Below are 13,955 nucleotides of genomic sequence, written 5' to 3'. Positions count from 1 at the left end.
GGAGAAACCATGATTTCCAGAGCTGACCTCCAGCGGATTCAGAGCTTCCCGGACAATGCCATGCTGTTGATGGCCGTCGTCGCCGTCAATCCCGCCCTGCCCGACAACGAGGGCACGGCCCTCCAGACCCGCGCCAAGGTCAGGATGCAGGAGGCAGGTGTGCCCCCCACTGTCATGAATCAGGTCCTGACCGATCTGCACGGGGCGCAGATGAGTTCGGGCAAGAGTGCCCTGTATATCATCGGGGAGGACGTGTTCGAGCGCCACGACATTCAGGCCGACCTGCCCGAACGCTTTCACTATGGCCGTCCCCTGAAGTCCATGCTGACGGGGCTGCTGGACCTGCTGCCCAGCGCCGCCGTGCTGGCCGTGGACCGCGAGTGGGCGCGGCTCTTTTTGCTGCAACAGGGCGAGCTGAACGAGATCACGCGCGAGGAAAATGTGCGGATCGACAACGGCAAGAGCTGGGACGCCATGGCGCAGGGCACCCGCCACGTGCCGGGCACGCCGGGCGCGGGCGGGTCGGCGCAGGGCAGTGGCCCCCGCAGCGACAGCAGCGCCGACCTCTTTCAGAACCGCGAGGACGCCGAGCAGCAGCGCTTTTACAACGGGATGGCCAAGGAACTCGGGGACATCCTGCGCCTGGGCCACATCCGCGACCTGATCCTGGTGGGGCCGGGCGAGCGCCTCGCGGCCTTCCGGGCCGAGCTTCCCGACAAGGCTCCCTTCGAGGTGATCGGCGAGACGAACGTGACTGGCGGGACCGGCTGGGTGAACCCGGCGGAGATCCTGGAGAAGATTCAGCCCATTCTGGAAGCGCACCGCCAGCAGGCCGAGGAGGGGGTGCTGCGGGAGATCCAGGAACACGGCGTGATGGAGCTGGAGCGTGTGCTGGAGATGGTGCAGGAGGGGCGCATCTATCAGCTGGTCATTCCCGAGGACGGCGCGCAGTTTCACCTGTACCGTAGCCACAACCGCGAGGTACCGTACTTCACGGGGAAGAAGGACGTGCCCGAAAGCCCGCTGGACGGCAGCCTGATGGAATACGTGACGCTGGAGGAGGTGTTGCCCGACCTGACCGACCTCTACGGGCTGGAGGTCAAGCGGCTGCACGGCGATCAGGCGAACCGGCTGGTGCAGGAGTTCGGGGGACTGGCGGGCCTGCCCCGGTACTGAGGGGCGGCACTGAAGCGGTCAAAAGGAAGAGGGGCGGTCCGCTTCGCGCGCGTGACCGCCCCCCTCTTTGCCCCTGTCCCTTACCGGGCGACCTCGACGGCGCGGCTCTCGCGCACGACCGTGACCTGCACCTGGCCGGGGTATTCCATGTCCTGCTCGACCCGTCCGGCGATCTCGCGGGCGAGCAGGGTGGCCTGGGCATCTGTGACCTTTTCGGGCTGCACGATCACGCGCACCTCGCGGCCCGCCTGGATGGCGTAGGCCTGCTGCACGCCCGGAAAGGCCACCGCGATCTGCTCCAGCTGCTCCAGACGGCGCACGTAGGCTTCGAGTTCCTCGCGGCGGGCACCGGGCCGGGCGGCGCTGATGGCGTCGGCGGCGGCGACCAGCACCGAGTACAGCGTCTCGCCGTTCTCCGGGTCGTGGTGGTGGGCGATCGCGTCGATCACTTCCGGCGGCTCGCCAAACCGCCGGGCGAGGTTGATCCCGATCTCGACGTGGGTGCCCTCGATCTCGCGGTCGATGCTCTTGCCCACGTCGTGCATCAGCCCCGCGCGGCGGGCCAGCGGAGCGTCCAGGCCCAGTTCGCCCGCCATGATGCCGGTCAGGTGCGCGACCTGCACCGAATGCTTCAGCACGTTCTGGCCGTAGCTGGTGCGGAAGTACATCCGGCCCAGCAGCTGGACCAGCCCCGGCTTCAGGCCCACCACCCCCGCCTCGATGGCGGCTTCCTCGCCCTGGGTGTGGATGAAGGTCTTCATCTCGTCCTGGGCCTTGTGGACCATTTCCTCGATGCGGGTGGGGTGGATGCGCCCGTCGGCCACCAGCGCGTCAAGGACGTGCCGCGCCACCTCGCGCCGCACCGGGTTGAAGCTCGACAGGATCACTGCCTCGGGCGTGTCGTCGATGATCAGGTCCACGCCGGTCAGGGCCTCGAAGGCGCGGATGTTGCGGCCCTCGCGCCCGATCAGGCGGCCCTTCATCGCGTCGTTGGGGATGGGCACCACCGACACGCTCATGGAAGCGCTCGTCTCGCTGGCGCTGCGCTGAATGGCCTGGGCGATCACGTTCCGCGCCGTGCGCCTGGCCTCCGAGGTGGCGCGCTCGGTCATCGCCCGGACGCGGATGGCCTTTTCTTCCTCCAGCTCGGCGTCGAGCTGACCGAGAATCTGCGCGCGGGCCGCTTCCGGGGTCAGGCCCGCGACCTCGTACAGCTTCAGGTCGGCCTGGCGGGCGCGTTCGGTCAGGTCGGCCTCCTGCTCGGCCAGCGCGCGCAATTGCCCTTCCAGGCGCTCTTCCAGCGCGTCGAGCTTGTCGCCCCGCGCGTCGAGCTGTTCGGCCCGGCGGTTGAGGCGCTCGATCTCGCGCTTGAGTTCGTCGCGCTCGCGGCGGGTTTCCTGGCGGTCGGCGCTCAGCGTCTCGCGTTCGCGCGTGGCGTCCTGCAAAGCGCGCGCGCGCTCGGCCTCGGCCTGGGCGCGCTGCGTTTGCAGTTGCTCGCGTCCCGCTTCCAGCTGGAGCTGGCTCTGGCGTTCCCGGTCGTCGGCTTCCTGAAGGCGGCGGGCCGCGTCCTGCAGGCGCTGGTCGGCCTGCTCGCGCAGCTGCCGGGCCTCGGCGTCGGCCTGTGCCCGGATGCGTTCCGCCTCGGCGCGGGCTTCCCGCTGGAGCTGGTCGTCGGTGGCGGCCCGCTGCTGCTGACCGCGCGCCTGCCCCGCGAAGAATCCGCCTGCCAACCCCACCAGGAGCGCCAGCACGAAGTACAGCATATTCATGGTGGCCCTTCCTTTCGGTCCGTGTTGGGCGCACCTGAGCGACGCTCGCGGCCGCGCCCGAAAGAAGTGTCAGAAAAAGTGTTGTGGTACGAGTGCGGACACTCGTGCAGCAGTCTAGCGCCAAGCGTCCCGCAAACCGTAGGCCGCACGGAGGAGGCCCCGGCAACTTCAGCCCGGCGTCTTCAGCTCAGCGTCGCCCGTTCCTCCGGCGTGACCGGCACCAGGCCCAGCCTCAGCAGAAAGGGCCGCCCACCCCCCGCCGCCTCGTGGGCCAGTGTGCGGGGGCGCAGCCGCATCAGCAGCCGGATCAGCTCCACCTGCACTTCCCGCGCCTCGGCTTCGGTCAGCGTCACAGTCGCGTCGGCGTTCAGCACGAGACCCAGCGGTCCCTGATAACGCACGCCCGCGTCCACCAGTTCCGCACCCTCGTAGCTTGTGTCGGCCTGCACGTGGCCCTCCGGCGCGAGGTACAGCCGCACCCCCCCCCCCCGCCCGCCGCTCTGTTCGTGGTGCAGCCGCTCGAACTCCCGGAAGAAGGCCGTGCGAAACAGCGCGGCATAGCGTTCGGCACGGTCGCTGCCCAGCTCCTCCAGCCCGGCCGCGCCCGTCGCGGAAAACGGCACGAAAAAGGCCGGGGCGACCGCCGCATAGACCCGGACCGGGCGGCCCGCGCGCTTCTGCTCGCGCACGACCCGCAGTAGCCCCGCCGCGTTCAGGGCCAGCACGTCCCGGTGGACCACGCGGAGGTCGAGGGCCAGTTCGCGTGCTGCGCCCGCCACGGTGTTCTCGCCCTTCAAGAAAGCCCCCAGCACCCGGCGCGTTCGCCCGTGCGTCAGCAGCTTCACGGCGGCGGGGTCAGAGAGGTGCAGGACACTACTCACAGCACCAGCTTACGGTGTGAGAAGAGAGTGCGGCACGCTGCGGCATGACCGATGCTCCCCTGCTGGCGCTCACCGGACGCCTCTTCGACGGCGAACGCCTCTGGCCCCACGCCACCGTGCTGATGCAGGGCGGGCAGGTGCTGGAGGTGGCCGAACGCCTGCCCCTGTCAGAGGGGATCGGGGTGCTGGATACCGGGCCAGACGGCACGATTCTTCCCGGTCTGGTGGACCTGCATGTCCACGCCCGGCCCCACTACGCCCGCTGGTTTCCCGAGGCAGGCGTCACCACCGTGCGCGATGCGGGAAGCAGCCTGGCCATGCTGACCGGGTTGCGGGCGCTGGCGGCTTCGGGCGAGGGGCCACGCGTGTTCGGGGCGGGCACCATTCTGGACGGGCCGAACAGCATCTTCCGGCACTTCGGGGAGGGGGTGCTGGGCGAGGTGGGGGACCGTGCGGCGGGAGCCTGGATCGTCCGCACGCCGGGTGAGGCAAGGGCCGCGGTGGACGCGCTCGCGGTGGAGGGCGTGAACACCGTGAAGCTCTATGAGCAGTTGCCGCAGGACGCCTATGCTGCGGCGGTGCGGCGGGCACGGGAACATGACCTGCCCGTGATGACCGACCTGGGGATGCGTCTGACACGCGGGCTGAGCGGCGCGCAGGTCGATGCTCTGGAGGCGCTGAAGTTCGGTGTGCAGACTCTGGAACACGTCAGTGGCTTTGCGCTCGCCTTTCGGCGGCTCGGCTTCGACCCCACCACCCAGTTTCCTGACGAAGGGACGCTGGCGGCTTTCGCGCAGGCCGTGGTGGAGGCGGGAACAGTTCTGGTGCCGACCCTCAGCGTTTACGAGGGCGTGCGCCACGACCGCCGGGCCGACTTGAGCGGGCTTCCGCAGGGCCGACGTGGAGGCGCAGCGGTGGACGGTCTGCGCGAGCAATGGAACGCAGTCCACGCGGCCACGAGCGGGCACCGTGCCGCCCCCGACTGGGATGCCCGCCTCGCTGCGGCCCTCACCCGCCGCGTGCTGGATCTGGGCGGACAGGTCGGCGCGGGGACCGACACCCCCGCCAGCGTGGATAATCTGCCCGGCGGTGGCCTGCACGCCGAACTCGCGCACCTTGTCCAGCAGTCGCACCTCTCCCCGCTGGAGGCCCTGCGGGCTGCGACGGGCACGGCAGGCCGCCTGCTGGCCGGGCGTGGACAACCGGTGGTCGGTGTCCTGCGCCCCGGCGCCTATGCCGACGCCTTGATCGTCGAAGGGGACCCTACCCGCGACATCGCCGCTCTCCGCCGCCTACGTACGGTGATCCGGGCAGGCCGGGTCTGGGTCTGACCGCCCTCAGTTCACCGCGCGCTCTCGGCCCTCCCACAGTTCATTTCTCAGCAGGAACTTCTGGAACTTGCCGCTGGCCGTCTTGGGCAGGTCGTCGCGGAACACGTAATGCTTGGGGGCCTTGTATCCGGCGAGGTGCTGGCGGACGTGGGCGGTGAGGTCTTCGGGGCTGGCCTGCTGCCCCGCGTGCAGGGCGATAAAGGCGCAGGGCACCTCGCCCCACTTCTCGTCGGGGTGGGCGACGACCACCGCCTCGCGGACGGCGGGGTGCGCGTACAGCACGCCTTCCACCTCCACGCTGCTGATGTTCTCGCCGCCCGAGATGATCACGTCCTTGTTGCGGTCGCGGATCTCGATGCGGCCACTCGGGTGAACCACCGCCACGTCGCCGGTATGGAACCAGCCGCCCTCGAAGGCTTTGGCGGTCGCTTCCGGGTTGTCGAGATAGCCGTGCATCACCAGATTGCCGCGCACCATGATCTCGCCCAGCGTCTGGCCGTCCTGGGGAACGGGCGTGAAGCCCGGCGACATCACCTCTACCTCTCCGGCCAGCAACATCTCGAAGCCCTGCTTGGCGGTCAGCGCGGCCCGCTCGGCGGTGGGGAGCGCGCGCTCGGCCTCCGAGAGTTCCGCGACCGTGATCAGCGGGCTGGTCTCGGTCAGGCCGTACACCTGAAGGACCTCGAAGCCCAGGGCGTCCATGTCCGCGATGGTGCGCGCGTGGGGCGGGCTGCCCGCCGTCGCCACGCGAACTGTCCGGGGCGTGCGCCGGGCGCTGGCGGGGTCGGTGATCATGCTCAGCACGGTCGGCGCGGCCGACAGGTGAGTGACGCCGTAGGCATGAACCGCGTCATGGATCGTCTCGCCCCGTACGGCGGGCAGCGTCACATGGGTCGCCCCCACCCCAAAGGGACTCCAGACCCCGCCCCACCCGTTCGCGTGAAAGTCGGGGAGGGTGTGCAGGTACACGCTGTCCTGATCGAACTGCAGGTTGTACAGCGTCTCCACGGCGTTCAGCAGCGTATTGCGGTGCGTCAGCATCACGCCCTTGGGGCTGCTGGTCGTGCCCGAGGTGTAGTTGATGGTGATCACGTCGTCCTCGTCCAGCGCGGGGAGGGGCAGGGGAGAGGCGTCCTGCCTGCTCAACCGCTCCTCGAAGTCGCTGCCCTCGCCCATCACCCACAGCCCGATGCCCAGCTCGCGGCAGACCTCCTCCACGCGCGGCGCGAGGGTCGTATCGGCCAGGACCAGACTGACCTGCGCGTGCCGCAGCTGAAAGGCGTATTCCTCCGGCACCAGGCGCGTGTTCAGCGGCACCAGCACATTGCCGGACCAGGGCACCGCCGCGTAGGTCAAGAGGCCCTCGTGCGTGTTGGGCGACAGGACCGCCACCCGCGAGCCGGGCGGAACAGCCACCGCCACCGCGCGGGCCAGGCGATAAATACGCCCGCCCCACTCCTGGTAGCTGAAGCTGGGGCCGCCGGGTTGCGTCACGGCCATGCGTTGCGGATAGGTCTTGAGGCCACGCCGGACCAGGTCCAGGGGCGTGAGGGGCGTCTTCATCGGGGGCACCTCCGGGACAGCACTATGGATTTGGTGCCCCTACTTTAGACCCGGCGGGCAGGGCGGGCGCGTCACGCGCCAGGGAACGCCCTCAGCGCAGAGACTCGCGGAAATAGTTCACCATGTCGCGCCGGGCGTCGCGGCTGGCGAAGGTGTCCGCGATCCGGCTGTCGGCCAGCAGGAAGCCGTGCGGTTCGCCCTGGTACACGCTGAGCTTGAAGACCTTGTTCGCGGCGTCCAGCTTCTGGGCATAGGCGTAGATCCCCGCGATGGGGCTGGCCTGGTCCCTGGTGCCGTGAATGATCAGCAGCGGGGCCGTCAGTTGCCCGATCAAGGCGCTGGGAGCCTGCGGTTTGGCCGCCGTGCCGCCCTGATCGGGGAAGCCGTACCAGGCCACGCCCGCCCTGAACTGTTTCATCTGCGGCAGCAGCAGCATCGTGTAGCGCCCGCCCGCGCAGAAGCCGGTCAGGCCCACCGCGTTCATGTTCACGTCGCGCCGTGTGCCCAGGTACTTCAGGCCGTCTTCCACCAGCGTCTTCACGGTGCCGTCGCTGGGTTCCTGCTCGAAGGTCTGCCAGCCCAGTGCCAGCGTCACGAAGCCTGCCGCCGCCAGCTCGTCCACCAGATCGCGGTAGCCCTGTTCCAGTCCCCGGAAGGAATGCAGCAGGATCACGGCGGGTTTGGGGGTGGCGCTGGCAGGTGCGGCGAGGTAGCTCCTGTACGCCTTGCCGCCGCTGGTCACGGTCACGTCCATTCCCTTGACGGCCTGCCCCAGCGCCAGGGACGAGAGGGCGAGGGCGGCCAGCGTCAGCGTGGGCTTGAGCATGGGGAAACCTCCGGCCTTCACCGTACCCGGTCCGGGCGGCCCTGTCCGGCAGACGGCCGGCAAGATGAGGCATCGCTCAAAGCGCAGAGAAAGAGTGGAGGCCCCGGCAAAAGCTGGGGCCTCCACTGCCGCGCTGGGCGTTACTTCTGCGCGTGTACCACGAGCTTCATCGGAATGGTGACTTCCGGGTGCGCGCGGTAGGCGATGTCGTACTCGCCGATTTCCTTGACGGTCTTCGGCATCTCGATGCGGCGGCGGTCCACGTCGAACCCGAGGCGGTCGAGCGCGGCGGCCACGTCGGCGTGGGTGACCGCACCGTAGATCTTGCCTTCGCCCGCCCGCACGCTGAGTTCCACGGCGACGCCGTTCAGGCGGCTGGCGAGATCCTCGGCCTTGGCCTTCTCCTGCGCCTGGGTCTTCTGACGGGCGCGGATCTGGGCCTCGAGGGTCTTCATGTTGCTGGTGGTCGCGGGGGTGGCGACGCCCTGGGGAATCAGCCAGTTGCGGGCGTAGCCGGGCTTGACGTTCACCACGTCGCCCGTCTTGCCCAGGCGACCGGGTTCAAGAAGGATTACTTGCATGCTTCAAGCCTCCTTACTTGCGGACCAGCTTCTCGGTGTAAGGCAGCAGCGCGAGCTGGCGGGCGATCTTGATCGTCTGCGAGATGCGGCGCTGATTCTTGGCCGAGAGGCCGGTGCGGCGGCGGGGGAGGATCTTGCCGGTGTCCGAGACGAACCGGCGAAGCATCTTCACGTCTTTGTAATCGGTGATTTCCAGTTCCCCGATGGAGAACGGGTCAACCTTCGGCTTGCGGGGGCGCTTCGGCCCCTTGCCGCGCGGTTTACGCTCGGTGCTGGACTGCGTCATAGGAGTTCCTCAATCCCTGCCCTCTGCCCAAACGGGTCAGAACGGCAGGTCTTCTTCTTCCGGCGGGAAATCGTCGAGACCTTGATCAATATCCAAGCCCCCCGAACGGGTCCCCGTGGTCGCCGCCCGGCTCGGCTGCGCGCGGGCGCTGCTGGGCTGGGGACGCGCCGGGCTGCTCGCGGTCTGCGTGCGAGGTCCGGCGGGGGTGGCTGCGGCACTGCCGGTGGCCGCGCCTCGGGAAAGGGCTTCGACTCGCGTCGCCTCTACTTTGGTGCTGTTGCGCTTGTTGCCGTCGCGGTCGGTCCACGCCTCATTGACCAGTCGGCCCTGCACCAGGACGGGATCGCCCTTTTTCAGGTCCTTCATGCTCTCGGCGAGGTCGCGCCACAGCGTCACGTCGATCCAGTGCGTCTTTTCCTGCTTCTGCCCCTGACGGTCATTCCAGGTCTCGTTCACGGCCAGGCCGATCCCGAGCACGGCGTCTCCGGCGGGGGTGTAGCGCAGTTCGGGGTCGCGGGTCACGTTGCCGATCACCAGGACTTCGTTCATGCCGCTGCCCATACGGACGCCGCCTCCGGCATCCTGCACGAGTTCCGGCACGTAGCCGAGCTGCTCGATTCGCTGGGCCTTCACGCGCACCATGCTGCGTTTGCCACCTTCGGGCGCTTCCCACTGGCTGTATTCCAGGCCGCCCTCGACCATCACGGGGTCGCCGCCCTTCAGGCCCTTTTCGGCCTGCCATTCGGCGGGTTTGCCCAGAATCGAGACGCGGTGGTACCAGGGCAACTTGCGTTCGCGTCCGTCGTTGCCGATCACGTGGTCTTCACCGGCGACGGTGGCCTCGAAAACGGCCACACCGCTGGGTGTGTAACGGAGTTCAGGATCGCGGGCGAGTGCGCCGATCAGGTAAACGTGGTTCATGCCTCGGGCCATAACTGGGTTCTCCTTTGTGGCTGGCGGAGTACAAAGCTGTACTCGTACTGGAGTTTGTGCGTTGCTGGCGGACGGCCCTTGCGGGTTAACCCAAGAGTAACAAACCTATCCAATTACGTCAAGCGCGTAACGGACGAAGGCGCTCAGGCCTTCTTGGTCTTCCACTCGGGGCGGTCCTTGACCACCAGGATGCGGCGCACGTTGTCGCGCAGGCGCAGGGTGGACGCGATGTCCTTCTCGGGGTTGCCCCCGGCCTTGATGGTGTACATCAGGTAGTAGCCCTCGCGGTCCTTGTCGATGGCGTAGGCCATGCGGCGGTTGCCCAGGTCGTCCAGGTTGGCGAGTTCGGCCCCCGCGTTCTTCAGCGTCGTCTCGATGTAGTCCTTCTCGATTTGCACCTGCTCGGCGCTGAGGTTGGGGTTCAGGATCAGGTTCAGGTCGTACTGGTTCATATTCACCTCGCTTCCGGCCACACGGGCAAGGCTCGGGCCTCGCCGGGCGGCGCAACTGGCAACTGTAGCAGACGGCGGCCCGCCGCGCCAGAGCCACCCGGACCATGTCCGCCCCCCACGGTTCCCGGTACGCTGGGGCATGAGCGACGAGACAGCCCAGAATGAGACAGCCCAGAACTGGGTGGAAGGCATCCTCGACATCCTGAAAGAGGCCGTGGAGGGCGGCACGCCCGGCCAGGGCACCGCCTTTCTGGACGGCACGCAGGCGGACGGCAGCGGCAATCACGGGTTGCTCGCCACGCTGGAGCGCCTGAGCGCGGCGCAGGCCAGCCGCGACGTTCACGGCTCGACGGTGGCCGGACACGCCCGGCACACGGCCTTTCACCTGGAAGTCATCGTGCGCTGGGAGCGGGACGGCGACCGGGGGCCGTTCGACTGGAAGGGGAGCTTCCAGCCCGCGCAGATAGGCGAGGAAGACTGGGCGGCGCTGCGGGCGCGGGTGCGGCAGACGTACGAGGAGCTGGTGAAGTTTGCCCGCACGCAGGCGGTCGCTCCGGCGACGGGGGACGCGACCGGCGGGCTGGCTGGGGCTGTCGCGCACGTCGCCTACCACCTGGGCAGCATCCGGCAGCTGGTGAAGGCGCTGGGGGCGCAGGCTTGAGGCCCTGCCCCTTCATGGACGCCGACGCCCCCGCCTGGGTGGCCCTGTCGAATCTCGTTCTGGATCGCACGGTCACGGTCGAGGCTTTCCGGGCTGGGGAGGCCCGCCGCGACCCGCAGCAGCTCAACCGCCGCTGGGTGGCCGAGCGTGGGGGAGAGGTGCAGGGTCTGGCCCACCTCTCCTTCTTTCCCTTCGACCCGCCGGGCTTCCTGCATGCCAGCGTCCTCGTTCACCCGGAAGCGCGGGGGAGGGGGTTGGGCCGGGCACTGTGGGCGGAAGTGGAGCAGGCCGCGCGTGAGGCGGGCGCGGCGGGGCTGGCCGCCGACGTGGCCGACACAGAGCCGGACAGTCTGGCCTGGGCCGAGCGCCGGGGCTTGCGCCCGCACGCCCACCGCTTCGCCTCCGAGCTGGATCTGACCACCTTCGATGAAACACCGCACCGGGAGGCGCTGGCGCGTGCGGCGGCACAGGGCGTGACTTTCACGGACCTGGGCGGCGCGGACGCGGCCACCCTGGAGCAGTACCTGAACTTCTTCGCGGACCGCCTGACCGAAACGCCCGACCTCGCGGGGCATCCGCGCTGGCCCCCGAAGCAGGTGCGGGAGATTCTGCACCTCGACCACGACCCGCGTCCCGACTGGCTGGTTCTGGCGGTCGGGCCAGACGGCGGGTGGCTCGGCACGACGGCGCTGGTGGCCTACCAGCTGATGGCCTACAACGAACTGACCGCCGTGCATCCGCAGGCGCGCGGGCAGGGTCTGGCGCTCCCGCTCAAGCTGCACGCCATTCGCCGGGCGCGGGAAGCCGGACTGACCGCCATGCGGACCAACAACCACAGCCGCAATGCCCCGATGCTGGCCGTAAACCGCCGTCTGGGCTTCGAGGCGCGACCCGGCCGCTTCGAGCTGCACCAGCTGTTCGCGCTTACTTCCGGCGCTTGAAGGGATTCCAGCGGGCGCTGCCCCGTTCTTCCGTCGTGGCCGCCCCGGGGGCCTCTCCAGCAGCAACGGGCTGGGTCGGGACACGGGGCGTCACTGGGCCGTGACGGCCCATTTGCCGGGGTGTGGGCGTGGTGGCGATGGGGGGCGCGGCTTCCGCCTCCGCGTCTTCTTCCTCGGCCGGCTCTCCCAGGGCCGCGAGGAGGGCGCGGCGCAGGATCTCTGCCGGGGGCCGGTCCTGGGGCCGCTTGGCGAGCGCGAGTTCTGCCAGCCGGGCCACGGAACGCGGGACCTGCGGATTCAGGTGCGAGAGCGGAGGCGCGAAGCGGTTCAGGTGCGCCACCATCAGTTCCTCGTAGGTGTCGCCCTGGTGGGGCCGCTGGCCGCTGAGCAATTCGTAGGCCAGCACCCCGAGGCTGTAGACGTCGCTGGCACTGCTGCTGCTTTCCCCGTGATAGATCTCCGGGGCCATATAGTAGGGACTGCCGCTCGACTGGCCCCCCTGCGCCGTGAAGTAGGCGCTCCCCAGGTCGCCCAACGCGGCCCGGCCTCCATCCAGATAGACGTTCTGCGTCTTCACGTCCTGATGCACGGCCCCCAGCCGGTGCAGGTACGTGAGGCCCGAGGCCACGTCGGCCAGCACGCGCAGGGCTTCTTCCAGGGGCAGTTTCTTGCCCGCCCGCTGCGTCAGCACGTCGCAGAGGGTGCCTTCCGGGTAGTGGCGCAGCGCCACGAACGCTTTCGGGCCATACGCCGTGCCGGTATAGCCCTGCACCACCTGGGGATGCCGGAACTGGAGGGTCATCCGCACCTCGTTGCCGAAGCGCTCGGCGGCTTCCTGCACCCGCAGCGTTTCTTCCAGCGGAATTTTCAGGGCCACCTGCCTGCCCTGCGGGTCCTGCGCCAGGTGAACCAGGGCCGTGTGACCGCGCCCCAGCAGATGCAGGAGCTTGTAGCCGGGAATGGAGCGTTCTGGGGTCATAACAGGAAGGAGGGGGGAGGCGGTTCCCCGACTGCCCTTCCGGGAAGGGAGAACCCGCGTCCTTCAAAGTCTAGCGGCGTTCTGTCACCCAAACCTGTCTCCCGGGGCTGACCCGTCATGCAGCGGGGCAGACAAAAAGGGAAGAGACGCAGTTCTCGTCTCTCCCCTCGCCGGGTGCAGTGCTCCGCCCGGCTTACTCGTCGTCCCCCGCGTCCTCGGCGGCGCGTTTCCCGGCCATCCATTCCAGCCCCGCCCACATCAGGTCGTCGAGGTCGCCGTCCAGCACGTCGTCCGGGTTGTGTTTCATCAGGCCCGTGCGGTGGTCCTTGACGTACTGTTTGTCCAGCACGTAGGAGCGGATCTGCGATCCCCACTCGATCTTCTTCTGCTCGCCGCGCGCCTTGGCTTCTTCCTCCTCACGCTTGCGCATCTCGATGTCGTAGAGGCGCTGCTTGAGGATCTGGAGCGCGATCTCGTGGTTCTTGATCTGCGAGCGCGTCACCTGTGAGGCCACCGCGATCCCGGTGGGAAGGTGGGTCAGGCGCACCGCCGAGTCGGTGGTGTTCACGCCCTGCCCACCCGCGCCCTGCGAGCGGAACACGTCGCGGCGCAGGTCGGAATCCGGAATATGGATGTTGATTTCCTCCTCCGGCACTTCCGGCACCACGTCCACCGAGGCGAACGAGGTGTGGCGGCGGTTGTTGGAGTCGAAGGGCGACACGCGCACCAGCCGGTGAACGCCGTGTTCGGGGGCCAGCATCCCGTAAGCCTTCTCACCCCGGATGATGAACTCGGCGCTGAGCACCCCCGCCTGTTCGCCGTCCTGCTGGTCGAGCAGGTCCACCCTGTACCCGCGCCGCTCGGCCCAGCGCATGAACATCCGCGTGAGCATCCCGGCCCAGTCCTGCGACTCGGTGCCGCCCGCGCCGCTTTTGACGCGCACGATGGCGGGCGCGTCGGCGTGCTTCATGGTGAAGAGCGTCTCGCGGTACAGGTCGTCCACCCGCGTCTGGATGGACGCCTGCTCCTCGGCGAGCATCTCGCGTTCCTCGGGGCTGGCGATCTCCAGCATCTCCCCGAGGCCGTCCGCGTCCGATTGCAGCGTCCGGTAACCGTCCACGATGCGGCGCAGCGTCCCGGCCTCCTGCGTGACCTGCCGCGCGCGGCCCGTGTTGTTCCACAGCTCCGGGTCGCTGAGTTCCCGGTCCAGTTCGTTCAGTCTTCTCGTCTTCCCGGGAATGTCAAAGGTACTCCCGGAGCGACGCCAGTTTTTCGAGCAATTCCTGCACGGCGTGTCTCCCTTCCGCGGGTCTCCCGTTGAGCGGGGCGCGGGTGTCTGCCGCTCAGGAGTATAGGTGAGCCACCCCGCTCACCCAGCGGCGCGGCCAGTTGCCCTGGGAAGCAGGCAGCCCCCAAACGGGGATGCGGCGGCGGAAAGGGCTTCCCGGAGGCCGTCGCCAGCGCACTTTTTCATATTTCAAGAAAGACCTTCCGGGGGGGAGTTGACAGGTGGAGGGAATGCCTGTATCTTTTCTGAGCCTCAAGCGAGGCGGGCAGCATGACAGGTGAAGAGATG

14 protein-coding genes are annotated in these 13,955 nt (G+C 68.6%); 4 read left to right on the top strand and 10 right to left on the bottom strand.

Going from position 1 to position 13,955, the window contains the following annotated elements; all coding sequences use genetic code 11:
• Positions 1–9: 9 nt before the first annotated feature.
• Positions 10–1,176 carry a VLRF1 family aeRF1-type release factor gene (locus DEIPH_RS02230; RefSeq protein ID WP_034353173.1) on the top strand — a complete coding sequence of 389 codons (1,167 nt, stop codon included), beginning with the start codon at positions 10–12 and terminating at the stop codon, positions 1,174–1,176.
• A gap of 80 nt (positions 1,177–1,256) precedes the next feature.
• Here the strand turns inward: DEIPH_RS02230 and rny are convergent, their stop codons facing one another.
• Both rny and DEIPH_RS18555 read right to left on the bottom strand, forming a co-directional pair.
• The gene (rny, locus tag DEIPH_RS02225) at positions 1,257–2,945 is read right to left on the bottom strand and encodes a ribonuclease Y (protein ID WP_034353170.1); all 1,689 of its coding nucleotides are present in this window, start codon (positions 2,943–2,945) and stop codon (positions 1,257–1,259) included.
• Between the two features lie 182 nt (positions 2,946–3,127).
• A complete protein-coding gene (locus DEIPH_RS18555; protein ID WP_152544741.1) occupies positions 3,128–3,826 on the bottom strand; it encodes a hypothetical protein in 699 nt (232 codons plus the stop codon).
• Positions 3,827–3,870: 44 nt separating this feature from the next.
• Between DEIPH_RS18555 and DEIPH_RS02215 the strand changes: the two genes are divergently transcribed.
• Positions 3,871–5,157, top strand: coding sequence for an amidohydrolase family protein (locus DEIPH_RS02215; RefSeq protein ID WP_034353167.1), 1,287 nt, complete (start codon positions 3,871–3,873; stop codon positions 5,155–5,157).
• Positions 5,158–5,163: 6 nt separating this feature from the next.
• Here DEIPH_RS02215 and DEIPH_RS02210 read toward each other — a convergent pair whose 3' ends face one another.
• From DEIPH_RS02210 to rpsF, 6 genes are all read right to left on the bottom strand, one after another.
• A complete protein-coding gene (locus DEIPH_RS02210; protein ID WP_034353165.1) occupies positions 5,164–6,720 on the bottom strand; it encodes an AMP-binding protein in 1,557 nt (518 codons plus the stop codon).
• 91 nt (positions 6,721–6,811) lie between these two features.
• The gene (locus tag DEIPH_RS02205; protein ID WP_051517084.1) at positions 6,812–7,546 is read right to left on the bottom strand and encodes a dienelactone hydrolase family protein; all 735 of its coding nucleotides are present in this window, start codon (positions 7,544–7,546) and stop codon (positions 6,812–6,814) included.
• A 140-nt stretch (positions 7,547–7,686) separates the two neighbouring features.
• Positions 7,687–8,127, bottom strand: coding sequence for a 50S ribosomal protein L9 (gene rplI / locus DEIPH_RS02200; protein WP_034353163.1), 441 nt, complete (start codon positions 8,125–8,127; stop codon positions 7,687–7,689).
• Positions 8,128–8,140: 13 nt separating this feature from the next.
• Positions 8,141–8,413 (bottom strand): 30S ribosomal protein S18, encoded by a 273-nt coding sequence (gene rpsR, locus DEIPH_RS02195; RefSeq protein WP_034353159.1) that lies wholly within the window; start codon positions 8,411–8,413, stop codon positions 8,141–8,143.
• 36 nt (positions 8,414–8,449) lie between these two features.
• Positions 8,450–9,346 (bottom strand): single-stranded DNA-binding protein, encoded by an 897-nt coding sequence (ssb, locus tag DEIPH_RS02190; protein ID WP_034353156.1) that lies wholly within the window; start codon positions 9,344–9,346, stop codon positions 8,450–8,452.
• Between the two features lie 143 nt (positions 9,347–9,489).
• Positions 9,490–9,798 (bottom strand): 30S ribosomal protein S6, encoded by a 309-nt coding sequence (rpsF, locus tag DEIPH_RS02185; protein WP_034353499.1) that lies wholly within the window; start codon positions 9,796–9,798, stop codon positions 9,490–9,492.
• A gap of 139 nt (positions 9,799–9,937) precedes the next feature.
• Here rpsF and DEIPH_RS02180 point away from each other — a divergent pair, with 139 nt between their 5' ends.
• Positions 9,938–10,459: a DinB family protein gene (locus tag DEIPH_RS02180; RefSeq protein ID WP_034353153.1), complete on the top strand. Its 522-nt coding sequence runs from the start codon at positions 9,938–9,940 to the stop codon at positions 10,457–10,459.
• 14 nt (positions 10,460–10,473) lie between these two features.
• Positions 10,474–11,400, top strand: coding sequence for a GNAT family N-acetyltransferase (locus tag DEIPH_RS02175; RefSeq protein ID WP_034353150.1), 927 nt, complete (start codon positions 10,474–10,476; stop codon positions 11,398–11,400).
• On the opposite strand, the gene DEIPH_RS02170 is transcribed toward DEIPH_RS02175, so the two are convergent.
• Together DEIPH_RS02170 and prfB are read right to left on the bottom strand one after the other, a co-directional pair.
• On the bottom strand, positions 11,384–12,379 hold the full coding sequence (locus DEIPH_RS02170) for a serine/threonine-protein kinase (protein WP_034353148.1): 996 nt from the start codon (positions 12,377–12,379) through the stop codon (positions 11,384–11,386). The genes DEIPH_RS02175 and DEIPH_RS02170 overlap by 17 nt on opposite strands.
• 193 nt (positions 12,380–12,572) lie before the next feature.
• A protein-coding gene (gene prfB / locus DEIPH_RS02165) for a peptide chain release factor 2 (protein ID WP_152544740.1) occupies positions 12,573–13,668 on the bottom strand; the annotation gives its coding sequence in 2 pieces (ribosomal slippage) (positions 12,573–13,622 and positions 13,624–13,668; 1,095 coding nt in all).
• Positions 13,669–13,955 lie beyond the last annotated feature (287 nt).

This window comes from Deinococcus phoenicis (assembly GCF_000599865.1).
Taxonomy (GTDB): Bacteria; Deinococcota; Deinococci; order Deinococcales; family Deinococcaceae; genus Deinococcus; species Deinococcus phoenicis.
Note: the sequence above shows the minus strand (reverse complement) of the source record. Positions and strands in the feature narration are given on the sequence as shown.

Coding starts and splice junctions, on each gene's coding strand:
- DEIPH_RS02215 (WP_034353167.1), top strand. CDS start 3,871: ATGACCGATGCTCCCCTGCTGGCGCTCACCGGACGCCTCTTCGACGGC.
- rpsF (WP_034353499.1), bottom strand. CDS start 9,798: ATGAACCAGTACGACCTGAACCTGATCCTGAACCCCAACCTCAGCGCC.
- DEIPH_RS02210 (WP_034353165.1), bottom strand. CDS start 6,720: ATGAAGACGCCCCTCACGCCCCTGGACCTGGTCCGGCGTGGCCTCAAG.
- rplI (WP_034353163.1), bottom strand. CDS start 8,127: ATGCAAGTAATCCTTCTTGAACCCGGTCGCCTGGGCAAGACGGGCGAC.
- rpsR (WP_034353159.1), bottom strand. CDS start 8,413: ATGACGCAGTCCAGCACCGAGCGTAAACCGCGCGGCAAGGGGCCGAAG.
- rny (WP_034353170.1), bottom strand. CDS start 2,945: ATGAATATGCTGTACTTCGTGCTGGCGCTCCTGGTGGGGTTGGCAGGC.
- DEIPH_RS02180 (WP_034353153.1), top strand. CDS start 9,938: ATGAGCGACGAGACAGCCCAGAATGAGACAGCCCAGAACTGGGTGGAA.
- DEIPH_RS02175 (WP_034353150.1), top strand. CDS start 10,474: ATGGACGCCGACGCCCCCGCCTGGGTGGCCCTGTCGAATCTCGTTCTG.
- DEIPH_RS02205 (WP_051517084.1), bottom strand. CDS start 7,546: ATGCTCAAGCCCACGCTGACGCTGGCCGCCCTCGCCCTCTCGTCCCTG.
- DEIPH_RS02170 (WP_034353148.1), bottom strand. CDS start 12,379: ATGACCCCAGAACGCTCCATTCCCGGCTACAAGCTCCTGCATCTGCTG.
- ssb (WP_034353156.1), bottom strand. CDS start 9,346: ATGGCCCGAGGCATGAACCACGTTTACCTGATCGGCGCACTCGCCCGC.
- DEIPH_RS02230 (WP_034353173.1), top strand. CDS start 10: ATGATTTCCAGAGCTGACCTCCAGCGGATTCAGAGCTTCCCGGACAAT.